The organism is Sulfitobacter sp. 1A12779 (genome assembly GCF_043557315.1).
GTDB lineage: Bacteria > Pseudomonadota > Alphaproteobacteria > Rhodobacterales > Rhodobacteraceae > Sulfitobacter > Sulfitobacter faviae.
The window spans coordinates 89,288-104,295 of the sequence record NZ_JBIFFU010000010.1 but is presented as its reverse complement, the minus strand read 5'-3'; the positions used below and the strand labels follow the sequence as shown (position 1 = coordinate 104,295).

The 15,008-nt window shown below is 62.1% G+C and carries 13 protein-coding genes; 7 read left to right on the top strand and 6 right to left on the bottom strand.

Annotation, left to right across the window (positions count from 1 at the left end; translation table 11 throughout):
• Nucleotides 1-32: 32 nt before the first annotated feature.
• The 4 genes from ACGYLQ_RS13180 (at nucleotide 33) to ACGYLQ_RS13165 (ending at nucleotide 4,800) form a co-directional block, all read left to right on the top strand.
• Nucleotides 33-986, top strand: coding sequence for a CoA transferase subunit A (locus ACGYLQ_RS13180; RefSeq protein ID WP_394418264.1), 954 nt, complete (start codon nucleotides 33-35; stop codon nucleotides 984-986).
• Nucleotides 983-1,750, top strand: coding sequence for a CoA-transferase (locus tag ACGYLQ_RS13175; RefSeq protein WP_027264349.1), 768 nt, complete (start codon nucleotides 983-985; stop codon nucleotides 1,748-1,750). Before ACGYLQ_RS13180 ends, ACGYLQ_RS13175 begins: the two co-directional genes overlap by 4 nt.
• 45 nt (nucleotides 1,751-1,795) lie before the next feature.
• The gene (locus tag ACGYLQ_RS13170; RefSeq protein WP_027264350.1) at nucleotides 1,796-2,767 is read left to right on the top strand and encodes a TAXI family TRAP transporter solute-binding subunit; all 972 of its coding nucleotides are present in this window, start codon (nucleotides 1,796-1,798) and stop codon (nucleotides 2,765-2,767) included.
• 89 nt (nucleotides 2,768-2,856) lie between these two features.
• Nucleotides 2,857-4,800 (top strand): TRAP transporter fused permease subunit, encoded by a 1,944-nt coding sequence (locus ACGYLQ_RS13165; RefSeq protein WP_223228103.1) that lies wholly within the window; start codon nucleotides 2,857-2,859, stop codon nucleotides 4,798-4,800.
• 83 nt (nucleotides 4,801-4,883) lie between these two features.
• On the opposite strand, the gene ACGYLQ_RS13160 is transcribed toward ACGYLQ_RS13165, so the two are convergent.
• Genes ACGYLQ_RS13160 through ACGYLQ_RS13135 form a run of 6 tightly spaced genes read right to left on the bottom strand, consistent with a single transcriptional unit; the run spans nucleotide 4,884 to nucleotide 10,232 of the window.
• Nucleotides 4,884-5,288, bottom strand: coding sequence for a Zn-ribbon domain-containing OB-fold protein (locus tag ACGYLQ_RS13160; protein ID WP_027264352.1), 405 nt, complete (start codon nucleotides 5,286-5,288; stop codon nucleotides 4,884-4,886).
• 4 nt (nucleotides 5,289-5,292) lie between these two features.
• Entirely contained in the window at nucleotides 5,293-6,465 is a 1,173-nt protein-coding gene (locus ACGYLQ_RS13155) for an acetyl-CoA acetyltransferase (protein ID WP_027264353.1), read from the bottom strand.
• 47 nt (nucleotides 6,466-6,512) lie between these two features.
• Nucleotides 6,513-7,655 (bottom strand): acyl-CoA dehydrogenase family protein, encoded by a 1,143-nt coding sequence (locus ACGYLQ_RS13150; RefSeq protein ID WP_027264354.1) that lies wholly within the window; start codon nucleotides 7,653-7,655, stop codon nucleotides 6,513-6,515.
• Nucleotides 7,652-8,089 (bottom strand): MaoC/PaaZ C-terminal domain-containing protein, encoded by a 438-nt coding sequence (locus tag ACGYLQ_RS13145; protein ID WP_051372686.1) that lies wholly within the window; start codon nucleotides 8,087-8,089, stop codon nucleotides 7,652-7,654. The genes ACGYLQ_RS13150 and ACGYLQ_RS13145 overlap by 4 nt, the downstream gene beginning before the upstream one ends.
• Nucleotides 8,090-8,148: 59 nt before the next feature.
• On the bottom strand, nucleotides 8,149-8,820 hold the full coding sequence (locus ACGYLQ_RS13140) for an acetate--CoA ligase family protein (RefSeq protein ID WP_027264356.1): 672 nt from the start codon (nucleotides 8,818-8,820) through the stop codon (nucleotides 8,149-8,151).
• On the bottom strand, nucleotides 8,817-10,232 hold the full coding sequence (locus ACGYLQ_RS13135; RefSeq protein WP_223228102.1) for an acetate--CoA ligase family protein: 1,416 nt from the start codon (nucleotides 10,230-10,232) through the stop codon (nucleotides 8,817-8,819). Before ACGYLQ_RS13135 ends, ACGYLQ_RS13140 begins: the two co-directional genes overlap by 4 nt.
• Nucleotides 10,233-10,394: 162 nt before the next feature.
• On the opposite strand from ACGYLQ_RS13135, the gene ACGYLQ_RS13130 reads away from it, so the two are divergent.
• Genes ACGYLQ_RS13130 through ACGYLQ_RS13120 form a run of 3 tightly spaced genes read left to right on the top strand, consistent with a single transcriptional unit; the run spans nucleotide 10,395 to nucleotide 14,938 of the window.
• Nucleotides 10,395-11,603: a CaiB/BaiF CoA-transferase family protein gene (locus tag ACGYLQ_RS13130; RefSeq protein WP_027264358.1), complete on the top strand. Its 1,209-nt coding sequence runs from the start codon at nucleotides 10,395-10,397 to the stop codon at nucleotides 11,601-11,603.
• 30 nt (nucleotides 11,604-11,633) lie between these two features.
• On the top strand, nucleotides 11,634-12,800 hold the full coding sequence (locus ACGYLQ_RS13125) for an acyl-CoA dehydrogenase family protein (RefSeq protein WP_027264359.1): 1,167 nt from the start codon (nucleotides 11,634-11,636) through the stop codon (nucleotides 12,798-12,800).
• Between the two features lie 23 nt (nucleotides 12,801-12,823).
• Nucleotides 12,824-14,938 carry an acetate--CoA ligase family protein gene (locus ACGYLQ_RS13120; RefSeq protein WP_027264360.1) on the top strand — a complete coding sequence of 705 codons (2,115 nt, stop codon included), beginning with the start codon at nucleotides 12,824-12,826 and terminating at the stop codon, nucleotides 14,936-14,938.
• Nucleotides 14,939-15,008 lie beyond the last annotated feature (70 nt).

The following is a 15,008-nucleotide window of genomic DNA, read 5'->3' as shown; positions in this document are numbered from 1 at the left end:
AACTAGGATGGGTCAGCGCAATCACTATCGGAGTGGCACGCCCAACGATGGAAGGCCAAGCGAAACCCACACGTCGCAGCAAGGTCACAGGCCTGCAAGACGCAGCCCGGCTGGCACGAGGCGCTTTGGAAGAACGCCCCGAGCTTTGTCTCGGTGGTCTGTTCAAGCAAAGCCGCCCTGTCGCACTGGTGCGCGCGTTGCTGGCCGCGGGCGCAGATGGTCTGCATGTGTATTCCTCGCCGGGCGCGGGGTATGATGTCGACCTGATGATTGCGGCAGGCGCGGTCGCACAGGTCTTTATTCCCGGCGTTACGCTGGAAAACCGGCTTTGCCCCAATTTCCGCCGCGCGGTCGAGGCAGGGCAGGTGACCGCGCACGCGCTGGATGCGCTGACCGTGGTGGGCGGGCTGATGGCGTCGGCTCATGGCGTGCCGTTCCAGCCAATCGACGCGCTGCGCGGATCGGACGTTCTGAAGCACAACCCGCTTTTGCACGAAATCGACTGCCCGTTCTCCGGCCGCCGTATTCACGCCGTCGGGCCGATCCGCCCCAGAGTGACGTTCTTGCACGCGCAGGAAGCCGACCGTTGGGGAAACCTGCGCCATCTCAGCACGATGGTCTACGCCGATCAGCTGATGGCACGCGCGTCTGACATGGTCATTGCCAGCGTGGACCGGATCGTGCCGGACGAGGTCGTTCTGGACGATCCCTCGCGGGTTACCGTGCCGTCTTATTATGTCGATGCCGTGGTCGAGGTGCCCTATGGCGCGCACCCAACCGCGAGCTTTCCCAACTATGCGATGGACGAGGACCATATCGACGCCTACGCCGATCTGGGGGATGCCGCCCGGACCGGCGACAGCACGGGGCTGGACACCTATATCGCCCGCCATGTGACCGGACCGAAAAACCAGAGCGACTACATCGAAGCGGTCGGGGGAGCCGGGTATTTCGCCGTGCTCGAAGCCGAGGCACGGAACGAATGAGTGCAGCGGTTTCCCCAATTGAACAGATGGTCGTCGTGTTGGCCCGCGATCTGGCCGACGGAGAACTGGGTGCGGCGGGTGCAGCCGCGTTGGTGCCGATGGCGGCCATTGCGCTAGCCCGCGAGCTGCATGCACCGAACCTGACGGTCGGCGGCGAGATGTTCTTCAACCCCGAGCCGGGGCGTTTGTATCCGTCGATGCTGGACGATCGTGCGCTCGGCCGCTGCGAGGCCGCCGAGACCTTTATCGAGTTGTTCGGCCACAGCCATCACGGGCTGGATTTTTTCTTTCACAGTGGCTTGCAGCACGATGTGTACGGCAACATCAACCTGCACCACGTCGGCGGCACGCTGCACGCACCAAAGATGCGCGGGCCGGGGGCAGCAAACCTGTCATACTGCCACACCTCGTCGCGGTATTACATTTGCCCCACCGTGCATACGGCGCGAAACTTTGTGGAAACGGTCGATTTCATCACAATACCCGGACATCTGTCCGGGCCTGCCGCGAAACGCGACGCCGGGCTGGTCAATGAAGGACCGCGCCTGGTGGTGACACCGCGAGCGGTTATGGATTTCGACAAGACGACGCTGCGAATGCGACTGAAATCGGTGCATGCGGGAAATACGCCCGAAGAGGTCCAGCGTCATACGGGGTTCGATCTGGCGATCAGAGGCGAGGTGCCGCAAACGCGGCCACCAACGGAGGAAGAATTGCGCGTTCTGAGAGAGCGGATCGATACATCGGGGGCCCTGCGTGCTTAAGCGACCGGGCTGACGTTACTTTAAAGGCAAAAACGGGAGGATAAAATGATCCAACGCAAGTTGACCGGATACCGGGCGGCGGTGGGTGCTATCGCGGCCATGGGCGCGATAGCCCTTGGCGGCGCGGCATCTGCCAAGGATCTCACGATGGGCACGACCAGCCCGACGTCGAGCCATTTCACCATTTCGGTTGCGATGAGCAAGGCGATCGAGACCGGCATGGAAGGCACCAATGTCAGCGTGATCGAAACCGGGGCCAGCGTGGACAATGTGCTGCGGCTGGCGCGCGACGAGATCGACCTTGGGCTTGCCACCACCGACATTCTGATCTCCGCCAGAAACGGGACCGGCAAGTTCGAAGGTAACGCAATCCCAGATACGGTTGCGCTTTATCCTTACAGCGCCTCGATCCTGCTGATCGCGGTCACCGAAGAGTCTGGTGTGACGACGCTGGACGAACTGGACGGAAAGAAGTTCAATCCCGGCATCCGCGGATCGGCGGCCGAGACGTTGACGACCGGTGTCCTGTCCATGTTCGATATCAACGCGGACCTGGTGCATGGCGCCGTTGGCGACGCGGTGGAAGGCATCAAGAACCGCCAGATCATCGGTTATAGCAAATACGGGGCCGCAAACTCTGTCGATGCAACCCTGCAAGAGTTGATGACAAGCACCAAGATGCGGTTGATCGGCTTCACCGAAGAGCAGGAGAAAGCGGCGACAGAAGCCATGGAGGGCGTCGGTTTCACGACTCTTCCCGCAGGGCTTATTCCGGGATCCGAGGAAATGCGGGTACCCAAGCTCAACGTCTTCTTCCTGACCCGCACCGGCGTCATGGATGACCAGAGCGCCTATGACATCGCTCGCAGCATCCACCAGAACATGGACCTGCTGGTCGAAGCCTGGCCGCAGCTTGCGGATTACGACATCGCCGCCGATGCCGTCGCCACAATCGAGACCGGTATACCCTATCATCCAGGTGCGGAACGTTATTGGAGAGAGGCGGCCGGAAGCTGACCGGAATCGCGGGCCGTCACGACGGCGGCCATAGGCTGATCCAGACGGGGTGCTGCGGGCACCCCGCCGTTACCGCTCTCGGAGAGAACATGACGCAGACATCGACCGCAATACCCAATTGGGAACGGCGCGGAGGGCAGGCGCTTGGAGTATTGTTGGCGGCATTCGTCGCTCTGCATTTCTACAATGCCTTATTCGGGCAGTTCGAACCGCTGGTTCAGCGGCCGATCTTTATCGGTTTCGGTATCGGCGGCGCGTTCTTTCTTTATGCGGCACGCGCCTCGCGGACCGGTGCGCGAAGCGGGATTGAACGGGCTGTGGACATCATGCTGGGACTACTGGCGTTCGCGGTTTGCCTCTACGTGATCCTGAACCGGGATCGCTTTTCGGATATCATGGTGCGCTATGGGCCGATCGACAAGGCGGCAGGTCTGATAGCTGTTCTGCTGACCCTCGAGGCCGCGCGCCGGGTGATCGGATGGTTCCTGCCGCTGCTGGCCCTTTGCACCGTGATCTATTTCTATTTCGGCTATGACCTGATCGACGGCGCCTGGCGCCCGCCGCGCGTTTCGGCACGTACCGCTGTCGAGACATTTTACAGCTCGACCACCGGCCTGTTCGGCTACCTTGCGGATATCGGGGCACGGGTCATCGTGATCTATGTGCTTCTGGGGGCGCTCCTGCTGTCGACCGGGGCAACGGATGCTTTCATGAAAATGGCAACGTGGATCGCCGGTCGAACGTATGGCGGCCCGGCAAAGGTCTGTGCCCTGTCTTCGGCGATGTTCGGGACGGTGACCGGTTCGGCAGTGGCCAACGTCATGGCGACCGGCTCGATCACCATTCCCACGATGAAGCGGCTGCGCTATCCACCGGCCTTTGCCGGGGCGGTCGAGGCCGTTGCCTCCTCCGCCGGCCAGCTTACGCCGCCGGTGATGGGGGCAGCGGCCTTCATCATGGCTGAGTTCCTGAACATTCCCTATACCGACATTGTCGTTGCGGCGATCGGTCCGGCATTTCTCTACTACCTGGCGGTATGGCTCGGGGTGGATCTCTATGCGCGTCGCACAGGGTTGCAACCGACACCGAGGAGCGAAATGCCCGAACCGGCGGAATTCCTCGCACCGGACAAGTCAATTCCCTTGTTTCTTCCCATCGCGGCGATGGTCTACTTCCTGTTCAACGGCTACACGCCGAGCTTTGCAGGTGCCGGTGCTGTTATCATACTGGTTTTGGCCTGTGTGGTGGTGCGCCCGTTCGCGCGTGACGGAAGAGAGCAGGGCGTGCTGGCCTCTTGGGCCAAGCTGGCGCGCGACCTCTATGAGGGGATGATCGAAGCAGGGCGGGCGTTGGTGATGATCGCCGCGCTGCTAGCCTGCGCCGCCATCGTCGTCAAGGTTCTGACGGCGACGGGTGCCGGGGTCAAAGTCTCGAACCTGTTGTTCTCTGTGTCCGGTCAGGGGTTGATCGTGGCCCTGTTGCTGGCGGCGGTGCTGGCGATCTTGCTGGGTATGGACGTGCCGACGACGGCCTCCTATGTGCTGGCGGCGGCAATCGCCGCGCCCAGTCTCGTGCGGCTTGGCCTACCCGAACTGACGGCTCATCTTTTTGTCTTCTACTATGCGATCCTGTCGGCCATCACGCCACCGGTCTGCGCCAGTGTCTATGCCGCCGCCGCCCTGGCAGGGGCCAATTTCTGGCGGGTGGCGGGTCGCGCGCTGATGTTGGCCGGAGCGATCTATGTGGTGCCGTTTCTCTTTGTGTTCCGGCCGGGCATACTGGCCCAGGGCGGCACAGTGCAAATCCTACTGGATATGGGCGTGGCCTGCGCCGCGGTTTTTGCCGTCAGCGTCGGCACAAGCGGCTGGTTTCGTGGAAAGGTGCCGGTCATCGGCCGGTTGCTGTTCCTGTCGGCTGCCGGCTTGCTGTTTTACGCCGCGCCTGCGGCCGACATCGTTGGTGGGCTGGCGCTGGCCGGGCTCTTGGCGTGGCGGTTTTTGCGCGGAGCACCGCAGCCCGGCCGCGCCGGGTGACCTCCGAAAAGCGAAGAGCCACCGCAGACAACCTCTGCGACGGCTCTTCCACATTCGGCCCCGAAGTGGCGGTGCCTCTGGCCTCAGGTCATTTTGAAGTAGGGAAAAGTCACTTCGTCGGTTGCCTTGACGAACGTCACTTCCACCTTGGCCCCGATATGAACCTTCTCGGGGTCGCCGGTCTGGATCCGGCTCATCATCCGGGGGCCTTCCTCCAGCTCGATCAATGCCACGACATATGGCACGTCATCCGCGAAAGTCGGCCCTGCCGGACGGCGCGCGATGGTGAAGGTATGCACCTTGCCGCGTCCGCTCACGGTGTTGAAGCGCAGATTGTCGGAATGGCAATACGGGCAAATAGAGCGGGGATAGAAATGATGTTTGCCGCAATCGCCGCAAAGCGGGATGTCGAGGCGGCCCTCGCGCGTGGCCTCCCAATAGGGGGCACTGTCATGGTCGATCACCGGAAGCGGTTTTTCAATGCTCATCGTCTTAGCCCTTCTGCAAAATCACGGTCGCACCTGAGGAAAGCGTACCCCCGGTACCATGCACCAGAGCGGTCTCGGCGCCCTTGACCTGGCGCTCGCCGCCTTCGCCGCGAAGCTGCCGGACGGCCTCGATCAGCAGGAACATTCCGAACATGCCCGGATGCAGCGCCGAGAGGCCGCCGCCGCTGGTGTTCATTGGGAACGCCCCGCCTGGTGCCGTGCGCTGGCCCGACACGAAATCCCCGCCTTCGCCGATCTTGCAGAAGCCGAGAGCCTCGAGCGAGAGCAGCACGGTGATGGTAAAGCTGTCATAGATCTCGACCAGGTCGATATCCGAATGGCTCACCCCGGCCATTTTTATTGCGCGTTCCCCGGCCTTTTGCGCGGGAAGCAGGCGGGCGAGGTCCGGCATTTCGCCGATGGCCCAGTGGGTATGCGCCTCGCCATAGCCCTTGACCGCGACGGGACGGGTGTTGAGGTCCTTGGCCCGCTCGGCGGTGGTCATGACGAGGGCGCCGGCCCCGTCGGTGACGAGACAGCAATCGAGCAGATGCAGCGGCTCCGAGATCATCGTGCTGGACAGCACGTCGTCAATGGACAGCGGATCGCGACGCGTCGCCTCGGGGTTCAACTGTGCCCATTTCCGCGTCGCGACGGCGATTTCGGCCAGATTCTCGGACGTGGTGCCAAATTCATGCATATGGCGCTGTGCGGCCATCGCATAGCCGCCCACAGGCGTGGGCATTCCGTAAGGCGTTTCATGCTGCATGGACAGGACTGAAGGCCGACCCCCTAGATTGCGGCTGCGCAGGGATTTCTGGTCCGAGCTGTAGACAATCAGCGCAACCTCGCAATAGCCTTCGCGAAGAGCCATGGCGGCATGTGCGATATGGGCCTCGAATGCCGAACCGCCAATATTCGTGCCATCGACGAATGTCGGCATGATGCCCAGATATTCGCCCAGCGTCACCGTGGCCAGTTGGCCGGGGCCGGGGACCCCCCACATGCCGGCCGTCAGAAGACCGTCGACATCGCTCAACTTCAGTCCTGCTTCTTCGACGGCGGCTTTTGCCACAAATGCGGCATGACCAAGGACCGAAGCCTTGGTGACGAACTTGCCGTCCTTCAGCGGCGCGTCGGCGATGCCGACGACCACCGGTTCTCGTCCGTTCTTCATATGCTCTTTCTCCTTCTTGTCGGGCTGTCCCGGTGCGCCCCGAACTGTTAGCCCGGGCGCATGGTCTTGGCGATGAGCGTACGCTGAATCTGCGAGGTTCCGCCGCCGATGGTGCTTTGCATCCCTTCGCGGAAATACCGCTCCATATCTGCTTCGGGCAGCATCGAGTGGCCACCCAGGATCTGCATTCCGTTGCGCGTCACCGTCTGCAGCGTCTCGGAGGCATAGAGCTTTGCCATCGAGACCTCTCGCGTGCAGGGCGTCTTGGCTGCGGCCAGGCTGGCGGCGCGATAAACCAACAGCCGGGCGGCATCGACCTGGGTCTGCATGTCGGCCAGCATGTGGCGGATCACCTGAAAGTCGAAGATCGGCTTGTCGAACTGAATCCGTTCGTGGGCGTAGCGCAGAGCATCGTCTACGGCTGTCTGGGCATTGCCCACATAGGCGGCGGCCACGGCCACGCGTTCCAGTTCCAGATGGTCGGTGATGATCTTCCAGCCATCGTTTTCCGTGCCCAGCAGCGCATCGGCCGGCAGTTTCACGTCGTCCACGAAAATCTCGGTGGTGCCGGTTGCGCGGCGCGCCATGGTCGGCAGCTTGCGGATGTCCAGACCTTCGGTGTCATTGGGGATCAGGAAAACCGACAGCCCCTTGTGTTTGGGCGCGTCGGGGTCGGTCCGGGTCAGCATTGCAAGGATTGCGTTATCGGCCGCAGCGCCCGAGCACCACAGTTTCTGCCCGTTGACGACCCAGCCGTTGCCGTCGCGCCGCGCGCGGGTCTTTGTCGATGCCGCATCCGACCCCGCGCCCGGTTCGGAAATCGAGATCGAAAAGCGGATGTCGCCATTGAGGAAGGGCTGGATGTACCGCTCTTTTTGCTCGGGCGTGCCGAATTTCTCGACATTCATCGCGGTGAACGTCGCCACCATCAACCCGGTCGAGAAGTCAAAGCCGTATTTGGCCAACCCTTCGCACATCAGGGCATAATCCATGATGTCACCGCCAAGACCGCCGCTCTCTTCTGAAAACAGGATGCCGAGCCAGCCCTGCTTGGCCACTTTTTCATAGGCTTCGTAGGGGTATTTGCGCTCGCGGTCGCAATTGCGGATATAATCGCGGCCGATCTCTTCGTCGACGAAACGCTCGACGGTGGCGCGCCACATCTCTTGCTCGGGTGTCAGAAAGTTCATGCGCTCTGTCCTTGTGTCTTGTCGTGCGCCGCACGGATTTTGGCCGGTTCTCCGGGGCGATCCAGACGCGACTTGCGGATCAGCAGGCTGAACTCGCAGCGCAGGACCGTTTCGTCCCGCTGGTTGATGCCTTCCAGTTTGCTGGTCACGACGCCGTGCCTTTCGTCATGGTCCTTCAGGTCGATGATTTCGGTGCGGGCCCAAAGGGTGTCGTTGATAAAAGTGGGCCGCAAAAAGCGTAGCTTGTCACAGCCATAGAAAGCGGCCAGCACGGAACTGTCGAAGGGGATCATCGCATTGACGATCGAGAACACGAGGCTGCCCTGCACGAGGCGCTGGCCATACAGAGACGATTTGGCGTGCTCGACGTTGGAGTGAAGTTCCAGCCAGTTCCCGGTCAACATGCAGAAATTGACGACATCGGTTTCGGTCATCGTCCGACCGCTCGAAATGCCGGTCTGGCCAAGTGACAACTCTCCAAAAGGGTGACGTATCACGTTGATTTCTCCTGTCCGTCCGCCTTTGATGACAAAACGATCAAGGCATCGGCGGCGACCAATCCCTTCCCGTCGGCCCGAACCATCACAGGGTTGATTTCAATTTCCGAGATCAGATCGGCGTTCTCGGCAAAGAAAACAGATATGCGTGAAATCAGGTCTGCCAGGGCATCTTTGTCGGCCGGTTCTGCGCCGCGTAGTCCAGTCAGCAACCGCGCCCCCGGACCCGATCGCAGCATGGCCGCGGCAGTTTGCGGGGTGGCGGGCGCAAGCCTGATTTCGGCGGCATCAATCAGTTCTACAAGGATGCCGCCAGGACCGGCCAGAACGATCGGACCAAAGGTGTCGTCGCGTTTGCAGCCGATAATCCATTCGGCCACGGACCCTTCTTCCATTTCCTCGATCAGCGCCGTGCCGCCCGCAAAACGTTCCGCCATTTCCGCGGCGGCCTGTTTCGCCTCGTCGGGGGAAAGACCCAAACGGACGAGCCCGTGATCGGACTTATGCGGATAGTCATCGTGACACAGCTTGGCGACACAGCGCCCGTGGTCGGGGTCACGTCGGGGCACCGGGATTCCAATCCGTTGCAGCAGATCCTTCGCATCGGCCTCGTGGATAACCGTGCGCCCGGCACGCTGCCAGTTTTCCAGCGTTTCTCTTTGGGTCATGCCACTTCTCCTGTCGCGACCGCGAGTGCGGCGAGGCCCGATGCCGCCCGAGCGGGCGAATCATAGACAGGAACGGCTCGTTCGCGCAGCGCCTCGCCCGAGGCATTGCTGCGTGCCGAACCGGTCCAGACGATCAGAATCGGCTTGTCTGTGCTGTCGAACGCCTCGGCCAAGGCCTCGATGAACTGCTGATCTGGCACAAATGTGATAATTGCGATGGCAATATCCACGCCCGGATCGGCGGCAACGGCCTCCAGACAGCGTCCGACATATGTGGGATTCGCCAAAACCACACCGGTCAGATCGACCGGGTTTGTCACCGACCCATAAAAGGGCACATAGCGCGACAGCGCCGTCTGCGTCGTTTCATCCAGCACCGGAACCTCGAAGCCGGCGCTTTCGGCCAAGTCGGTCATTTCGACGCCAAGCCCGCCGGTGACAGAAATGATCCCGACCCTGTTTCCGGCAGGTCGTCGACCCGCGGCGAGCGCCGTCACGGCATCGACGGCGGCGACGGATTCACGGGCGCGGATGACACCGGTTTCGCGAAAGACCGCGCTGATCACCCGGTCGTCCCCGGCCATGGCGCCGGTATGCGACTGGACCGCGCGTGACCCGGCGCGGCTGCGCCCACCCTTGACCGCGACAATATGCTTCCCCGCCTGTGTCAGCCGCTGGGCCGCTTCGGAAAAACGGCGTCCGTCGCGCAGTTCCTCGACGTAGCAAAGAACCACCCGCGTCTGGGGGTCGTTGCCCAGATAATCCAGCAGGTCCGCTGCGGTCAGGTCGGTTTCGTTGCCGCTGGAAACGATGGCGTTGATGCCCACGCCGCGTTCGCCCAGGCGCAACGCCATAAGGCCCGCAAGCGCGCCGGACTGGGAAATCATGGCCACGGGACCAGGCCGAAGATCGTTGAACATCGGGCTGAAGGTCAGTTGCAGGTCCGCCGCGGGGCGCACCACGCCTTCGCAGTTCGGTCCGACCAGTCTGAAGGGCGCGTCTTGCATGATCCGGCGCAAGCGCTCTTCGTTGTCATGCCCTTCTTCCCCGGCTTCGGAAAAGCCCGAGGTGACCCCGACCACGACCTTTACATCGAGCCTGGTGCAGGTCTCCAGAGCGTCCAGCGCGACCCCGACCGGCGTTGCCAGCACAACCACGTCGATCGGGCTGTCAATCTCGTCCAGACTGCGCACAGCCGGAAGGCCTTCGATCTCGCCGCCCGAAGGGTTCACGGGGATAATCGTGCCGCTGTAACCGTTGCTCTTCAGCAGGGCCATGACGGCCTGCCCCAACTTGCCCTTGGTGCGGGACGCGCCGACCACCGCAATGGTGCGAGGGTCGAACAACCCGTCCAGTGCGTCGGCTACCGTGGGCCGGCATGCCGTCATTCGATTCGTGTTTGGCTCTGCCATTCTTTCCTCCGTCAAGTGAAAAAACATCGGCTCGTTTCGGCGATCTAACGGTTGTTCGATTGTTCTCGCAATGGATTCTAGTTCCGAGCAGAATGAGGCTTTCAGAGCCGCAAACTAGGGCTTGACGTCGGAAAATTCGCAGAACGAGGCAGACACGTGAAAATGGAAAATGGGCCACTGAGCGATGTCAGGGTGATTGAACTGGGGCATGTGATCGCAGCACCGATGTGCGGCGCATTGCTGTCCGATTTTGGCGCCGACGTGGTCAAGATCGAGCGTCCGGGGCAGGGTGACATGCTGCGGGTACTGAGCGCGCGGGCCAGTGATGGCGTTGGCGCCTGGTGGAAGACCCTGGCACGAAACAAGCGTCTGATGGCGCTGGATTGGAAGAGTGAAGACGGCCGCGCCATTCTGCGCCGGCTGGTCGAAAACGCCCATGTGCTTATCGAGAACTTTCGACCCGGTGTTCTGGAACGGGCAGGGTTGGCCCCAGAGGTCCTGCATGAGTGGAACCCCGATCTGGTGATCGTGCGGATCTCGGGCTATGGCCAGACGGGGCCGCGCGCCTCGTGGCCGGGTTTCGGTCGGGCCGGCGAGGCCATGAGCGGACTGGCGCACATCACCGGCTTTGCCGACAACGCGCCGATGCACCCCGGCTTTCCCGCTGCGGATTCGACCACAGGCCTGATGGCGGCCTACGGCGCGATGATGGCGCTGCATGCGGTGCAGAACGGCCGCGCCCGGGGGCAAGTGGTGGACCTGGCTATTTTCGAGCCGCTGTTGCGCCTGATCGACTATCACGTTCCGACGCGAACCGGCGCGGGGCTGCCGGTTGACCGAAACGGGCTCCAGGCGCCCAATTCCTACGCCCCGGCGGGGGTGTTTCGCGCCCGCGACGGGAAATGGGTCACAATCAGCGCAGGCAGTGCCGCGACCGGGCGGCGGCTTCTGGAAGCCGCGGGCGGAAAGGAATGGGCGGAACAGCCGCAATTCCAAAGCCTCGATGGCTTCGCGGAGCACATGGACGAGATTGTGGACCGTCTCGGCGCATTTGTGGCACAGCATGACGCGCAGAAGGCGATTGACATCTTCCAGGCCCACGATGCCGTGGCTGCGATGGTCTATGACGTCGATGACATCCTGGCCGATCCGCAGATCGCCGCGCGAAGGGACATTGTTGGGGTGGAGGGCGACGACACCAAGGTCGTCGGACCCGTGCCAAAGCTGGACAAGACGCCGGGACGGCTGCGCTGGCTTGGGCGCCGCGAACTGGGTGCTGACACCCGGGCGATTTTACAAGAGCTCGCGTACGACACCGGGCAAATCGACACCCTAATCGAACAAGGCACTGTGGCCGAACCGGGCCGCTGAGCCGGGTCTGCAAGACGTGAGGAGAAAATCATGACCTATCAGATGACATCCGAACAGCAGGGAATCCGCGATGCGATCCTGCGGATCTGCGAAGAATTCGACGACGAATTCTGGCTGACACGCGATCGCGTAGGCGGTTTCCCGCGAGAGCTGCATCAAAAGCTGGCCCGCGATGGCTGGCTGGGGATTGCAATCCCCGAAGAGTACGGAGGTGCCGGTCTTGGCATCGTCGATGCCGCGATCATGATGCAGGCCATTGCGGAATCCGGCGGCGGCAACAGCGCCGCATCGGCGATTCACATGAATATCTTCGGTCTGAACCCAGTCGTGAAATTCGGCACCGATGACCAGAAAAAGAAATACCTTCCGCCTTTGGTGGCAGGCGATGAACGTGCGTGTTTCGGGGTGACCGAGCCGACAACCGGTCTGGACACCACCAAACTGAAAACACGCGCCGTGCGACAGGGTGACCGATATGTGGTGCACGGCCAGAAGGTCTGGATTTCAACCGCCCAGGAGGCCGACAAGATCCTGTTGCTGGCGCGCACGACCCCGCTTGAGGACGTCAAGAAACCGACAGAAGGATTAAGCCTTTTTTACACCGATCTGGACCGATCTTTCGTCACCGTGCGCGAGATCGAAAAGATGGGCCGCAAATGTGTCGACTCGAACGAACTGTTCATCGACGGGCTTCCGATCCCCGCCGGGGATCTGATCGGCGAAGAAGGCCAGGGCTTTCGTCAGATCCTGCACGGGCTGAACCCCGAACGGGTTCTAATTGCCGCTGAAGCAGTCGGAATCGGGCGGAATGCGCTTCGGCGCGCCGCGGATTACGCCAATGAGCGCGTCGTTTTTGGCAGACCAATCGGTCAGAATCAGGGTGTACAGCACCCCCTGGCCGCCAGCTGGGCGGAACTGGAGGCGGCCAACCTGATGGCGATGCACGCCGGCGCGCTCTACGACGCGGGCAAGCCCTGCGGAAATGAAGCCAACGCAGGAAAATATCTGGCCGCCGAAGCGGCGGTGAAGGCGACACAGACCGCGCAGCTGACCTTCGGGGGGTTCGGATACGCCAAGGAATACCATGTCGAGCGTCTTGTTCGCGAGGCCATCCTGTTCCGCATCGCGCCGGTCACCCCGCAGCTGGTGCTTTCGTTTATCGCGGAACATGCCCTCGGCCTGCCAAAATCCTACTAGTTACGAACATCAAAGGAAGTCCCATGCGAATTCATGGAATGGATGCCATTTTCAACCCTCGCTCGGTAGCGGTGATTGGCGCCTCAAGCGATCCCAAGCGCATCGGCGGAAGGCCGGTGGATTTTCTCAAGCGGCACGGTTTCGACGGCCCGATCCTGCCTATCAACCCGAAATCGCCAGAGGTGCAGGGCCTGACGGCGTATCCGTCGATCTCGGAGGCACCCACGACACCGGACCTGGCCGTGATCGCGCTGCCCGCGCCGCTGGCCGTTCAGGCGGTCGAACAGTGCGCGGCCCAAGGTGTGCGGGGGGCGGTGATCTTCAGTTCGGGGTTCTCGGAGGTCGATGCCGACGGGGCCGCCCTTCAGGCGCGCATGGTCGACATCGCGCGCGAGGGCGGCATGCGGCTTGTGGGGCCGAACTGCCTTGGCATCGCGAATGTGCGCCACAACCTCTATGCGACATTCACGCCCGGGGTCGAAAAACACCTGCCAAAACCCGGCGGCGTGTCGATCGTCAGTCAAAGCGGCGCGTTCGGCTCGTATTGCATGACGCTCGTTCGAATGCGCGGACTTGGGGTCAATATCTGGGCGACGACGGGCAATTCCTGCGATGTCGATTTTGCCGATGCCGTGGCCTATTGCGCGCAGGATGACGATACCCGCGTCATCATGGGATATCTCGAAGGGGCAACCGATCGCGACAGGCTGGTCGAGGCACTTGAGCTGGCGCGGGCCCGGGGAAAGCCGGTGGTCATGATGAAGGTCGGGCGCAGCGCGGTCGGAGCAGAGGCCGCGCAGTCGCATACCGCCTCATTGGCTGGGGCAGACGCGGTTTATGACGCGGCGTTCCGGCAGTACGGCGTTTACCGGGCGCAATCGGTCGATGAAATGTTCGATGTGACTTATGCCTGTGCCGAATCCGCGTCGATGATGCAGGGCGACCGGCTGGGCCTTGTGACAGTCTCGGGCGGGGTCGGGGTGCTGATGGCCGACGAAGCCGAAAAGCTGAAACTGGACGTGCCTGCGCTTCCCGATCATGCACAGAAAAAGCTGAAAGAGGTGCTGCCATTTGCCGGTGTCCGAAACCCGGTCGATGTGACGGCGCAGCTGGTCAACCAGATCGATCTTCTGGAAACCAACATGGATGTGTTGTTTGGTGACGGCGAGATCGATGGGGCCATCATCTTCATGTCGACGGTCGGACTTGTCGCCGACCTGAACGAAGCCATTCGGCGCGGACTGGAGCGCATTCGCGAGAAATATCCCGATCGGCCAATGCTGTTCTGTTCGCTGACAGAGCCAGAGGGGCGCGCCGCGTACGAAAAGTCGGGGTTCATCGTGTTCGAGGAACCGACCCGTGCAGTCCGGGCGATGGCCGCATTGCGCTATTTTGCCCGTTCCTTCGCGCGGGCAGGCGAAAAGGACCCGATACCCGAACTCTCCAACCTGTCGCCGTTGCCGGACGGAATTGTGAACGAGATCGAGGCCAAGGCCCTGCTTGCAGAGGCCGGAATCGGGATCGTGCGCGAAACCCTGGCCACCACCCCCGAAGCGGCAGCTCAGGCAGCGCAAGAAATGGGATTCCCGGTCGTGCTGAAGATTGCCTCGCCCGACATCTTGCACAAATCCGACATCGGGGGCGTCGCGCTTGATCTGCGTTCGGCCGAAGATGTCCGCTCTGCCGGGGCACGAATCTTGGAATTGGCGTCCGAGAAGATGCCCGGTGCGCGGATCGACGGGCTGGTCGTGGCGGAACAGGCAGCACCTGGACTGGAGGCTATACTCGGCGTGACCCAGGACCCGGCTTTCGGCCCGGTGGTCATGTTCGGTCTGGGCGGGGTGTTTGTCGAGGCCCTCGAAGACGTGTCTTTCCGCGTCGCACCATTCGGACCTGTCGAAGCGCGCCGTATGATTGACGAAATCCGCAGCCGCAAACTGCTGGACGCATTCCGGGGCGCGCCCGAACGCGACATCGACGCCCTCGCCGGCGCCCTTGCCCGACTGTCTGCTTTTGCCGCCCATCACGGGGCCGCGCTTGAGACCATTGATGTCAATCCATTGATCGTCGGAGCAAGCGGGCAGGGAGCCGTCGCCGCTGACGGTGTGATCATACCCGCCAATCGAGGAGGCCACTGACAACCGAACCCGAAATCTTTCCTGATCCCCAAGCCGCTTGCGGCGTGCCCCCGGCAGTTTTCTAACAGTT

Coding starts and splice junctions, on each gene's coding strand:
- ACGYLQ_RS13155 (WP_027264353.1), bottom strand. CDS start 6,465: ATGAAGAACGGACGAGAACCGGTGGTCGTCGGCATCGCCGACGCGCCG.
- ACGYLQ_RS13160 (WP_027264352.1), bottom strand. CDS start 5,288: ATGAGCATTGAAAAACCGCTTCCGGTGATCGACCATGACAGTGCCCCC.
- ACGYLQ_RS13170 (WP_027264350.1), top strand. CDS start 1,796: ATGATCCAACGCAAGTTGACCGGATACCGGGCGGCGGTGGGTGCTATC.
- ACGYLQ_RS13175 (WP_027264349.1), top strand. CDS start 983: ATGAGTGCAGCGGTTTCCCCAATTGAACAGATGGTCGTCGTGTTGGCC.
- ACGYLQ_RS13145 (WP_051372686.1), bottom strand. CDS start 8,089: ATGACCGAAACCGATGTCGTCAATTTCTGCATGTTGACCGGGAACTGG.
- ACGYLQ_RS13125 (WP_027264359.1), top strand. CDS start 11,634: ATGACCTATCAGATGACATCCGAACAGCAGGGAATCCGCGATGCGATC.
- ACGYLQ_RS13165 (WP_223228103.1), top strand. CDS start 2,857: ATGACGCAGACATCGACCGCAATACCCAATTGGGAACGGCGCGGAGGG.
- ACGYLQ_RS13130 (WP_027264358.1), top strand. CDS start 10,395: ATGGAAAATGGGCCACTGAGCGATGTCAGGGTGATTGAACTGGGGCAT.
- ACGYLQ_RS13120 (WP_027264360.1), top strand. CDS start 12,824: ATGCGAATTCATGGAATGGATGCCATTTTCAACCCTCGCTCGGTAGCG.
- ACGYLQ_RS13140 (WP_027264356.1), bottom strand. CDS start 8,820: ATGACCCAAAGAGAAACGCTGGAAAACTGGCAGCGTGCCGGGCGCACG.
- ACGYLQ_RS13135 (WP_223228102.1), bottom strand. CDS start 10,232: ATGGCAGAGCCAAACACGAATCGAATGACGGCATGCCGGCCCACGGTA.
- ACGYLQ_RS13150 (WP_027264354.1), bottom strand. CDS start 7,655: ATGAACTTTCTGACACCCGAGCAAGAGATGTGGCGCGCCACCGTCGAG.